This window comes from Devosia sp. (genome assembly GCF_040509215.1).
Classification (GTDB): Bacteria; Pseudomonadota; Alphaproteobacteria; order Rhizobiales; family Devosiaceae; genus Devosia.
Genome location: NZ_JBEVLL010000061.1, coordinates 1 through 2,919 on the forward strand (window position 1 = coordinate 1; position 2,919 = coordinate 2,919).

At 62.4% G+C, this 2,919-nt stretch carries 2 protein-coding genes; both read right to left on the minus strand.

Annotated elements, in window-relative coordinates:
• Window positions 1-1,365, minus strand: a 1,365-nt coding sequence (gene leuC / locus ABW043_RS03475; protein WP_353919844.1) for a 3-isopropylmalate dehydratase large subunit, incomplete at its 3' end; no start/stop codon positions are given.
• Between the two features lie 151 nt (window positions 1,366-1,516).
• Window positions 1,517-2,919 (minus strand): oligosaccharide flippase family protein (locus ABW043_RS03480; RefSeq protein ID WP_353919845.1); only part of this gene is annotated, 1,403 nt, incomplete at its 5' end.

Consider the following 2,919-nt stretch of genomic DNA (forward strand, 5'->3'; position numbering starts at 1 on the left):
AGCGGCAGCGGCCATGGCGGCGGAAACGAGATGAGTGCGACCCTTAAAGCCCTGGCGACCTTCAAAGTTGCGGTTCGATGTCGAAGCGCAGCGTTCTTCGGGTTTGAGCTTGTCGGGGTTCATGGCGAGGCACATGGAGCAACCCGGCTCGCGCCATTCAAAGCCGGCATTCTTGAAGATCACGTCGAGGCCTTCGGCCTCGGCCTGCTCTTTCACGAGACCCGAACCGGGGACGATCATCGCCGAGACGTGGCTCGCAACCTTGCCATCGCCGATGACGGCGGCGGCGGCGCGCAGATCTTCGATACGGCCATTGGTGCAGGAGCCGACAAAGACGCGATCGATCTTGATATCGGTGATCGGTGTGCCGGGCTTGAGGCCCATATAGTCGAGCGCTCGCCACTTTGAGGCACGCTTGTTCTCGTCGGTGATTTCATCGGGGTTGGGCACAACGCCCTGAACCGAAATGACGTCTTCAGGCGAAGAGCCCCACGAGACGATCGGCGGCAGCTTTGCGGCGTCGAGAACAACGACCTTGTCGTAGTGCGCGCCTTCGTCGGTATAGAGCGTCTTCCAATAGTCGACGGCCATGTCGAAGGCCTCGCCCTTGGGGGCGCGCGGGCGGTCCTTGACGTAGGCAAAGGTGGTTTCGTCGGGCGCGATAAGGCCAGCGCGGGCGCCGCCTTCGATGGTCATGTTGCAGACCGTCATGCGGCCTTCCATCGAGAGCGCGCGGATGGCCTCGCCGGCAAACTCGATCACGTGGCCATTGCCACCGGCCGTGCCGATTTCACCGATGATGGCAAGGATGATGTCCTTGGCGGTGACGCCGGGCGGCAACTGGCCATCAACACGCACCAGCATGTTCTTGGCCTTCTGCTGGATCAGCGTCTGAGTGGCGAGCACGTGCTCAACTTCGGACGTACCGATGCCATGAGCCAGGGCGCCGAAGGCGCCGTGGGTAGACGTATGAGAATCGCCGCAAACGATGGTCATGCCCGGCAGGGTAAAGCCCTGCTCGGGGCCGACGATGTGCACGACGCCCTGACGCTTATCGAAGGGGTCGTAATATTCGATGCCGAAATCGCGGGTGTTCTCGGCCAGCGTCTCGATCTGGATCGCGCTTTCCGGATCTGGGTTCGGCAGGGAACGGTCGGTGGTCGGGACGTTGTGATCGACCACGGCCAGAGTGCGCTCGGGATGGCGAACCTTGCGACCATTCAGGCGCAGGCCTTCAAAAGCCTGCGGGCTCGTCACTTCGTGAACGAGGTGGCGGTCGATATAGAGAAGGCTCGTGCCGTCCGGATTGTTCTGAACCAGATGGTCGTCCCAGATCTTGTCGTAAAGCGTGCGGGCCTTGGTCATTCGTCTTGTTCCGAGGGGCAAGAATGGAAGTTTGGATTGGTTCTAATCCCAAGCGGGCTTTTGGGTCAAGAAGAACCGTACTCGTGGGTACGGTATTGGCGCCGGACCGAAAAGTGCGAAGCGGTTTTCGGACAAATCCGACGCCCAGAAATCAGTTCGCAGGGGCGTCTTTGAGGTGCCGAACGGCGAGTGCGCCGAGGAGGCTCGTATCGAGCCCGATGCGATAGCGGCACCAGAGGGCGATGGCCACCTGGGCCAGAATACGGGCGCCCATGTTAACCGCGGCGGCGCCGACGACGCCCCAGATCGGGATCACGGCGATCTGCACGAGAAAGCCGATACCCATGATGGCGCCGAAGATGGCGACATAGGCGCGCTCGTGTCCCGTCATCATCATCACGATTTTCGAGGGGCCGGTGACGGCATCGAAAAGGAGGCCAAAGGCGAGGAGAAGAAGGACCAGCGTGCCTTCGGCATAGGACGGGCCGAAGAGCGAGAGGATGAACTCGCCGAAAAACAAAAACAGCGCAAAGATCACGAGCGAAAACACAAAGCCGGCCCAGGCGCAGAGCGCGGTGATGGCCTGGGCTTTTCGCATGGCGCCGGAATGGTAGTGCTCGGCCACCATGGGGGCGATCACCAGTTCGATGGCGAAGGTGAACAGCGTCATCAGGCCGGCGGTGCGGAAGGCGTTGAAATAGAGGCCGGAGCTTTCGAGATCGAGCATGAGGCCGACGAGAATGACGTCGGCGTTAAGCGTGAAGGTTTCGATGAGCGCGCCGAGCAGCATCCAGTTGCTGAGGCTGCCCCAGCGCTGCCAATGGGTGCGGACGGGGGCGATGCGCGGCAGGATCGTGTAGTGGCGCTTTGCAGCGACGCTCATCTGCATGACCAGCGCGCCAATCAGCAGCGCGGCTGAAAGCGTCAGCGCATCAGGCCCGCTCAAAACGATGCCGACGGCAAAGAGCGCGATGACCGCGGCAGGCAGGGCCAGGCGCCAGACGATGTCGCGCGGTAAGAGGGCCGTCCATAGCGATCCTTGGGCCCGAAGCACCGAGGAATTGTACTCGGCCAGCGCCATGGGGAGGATGAGGAAGGCAGCGCCGATAAAGTGGTTGATGGTTTCGCGCGGCGGCAGGAAGGGAATGCTGGCGACGGCGAGAACACAGAGAAGGCCGGCGATGATCAGGCTGGCGCCAATGGTGATGGCCGAACCGGCTGCCACCACTGCGTCCGCATCGCTGTTTTCGCCCTTGCTGCGCAGTTGCGCCCAGAGGCGCAGCACGGCTGTCGACTGGCCCATGCCGGCAAGAATGGCGAGCACGGTTGCCAAGGCGAGGCCAAAGGCGAAGTGGCCATATTCGCTCTCGGTCTGGGTGCGCGAAAGGACGACATAGGTGATGTAGGTGAGGCCGGCGGTGGCGACCTTGATGCCGAGCGAGCCCACCGAGCGCAAGAGGCCGGTGGAGAGCAGGGCAGAAAGATCGGTTGGAACGGCCAGCCGCATGAAGGGTCCTCGCGCCGGCCCAAATGCCGAGCGGGCAGAGAGTGCCA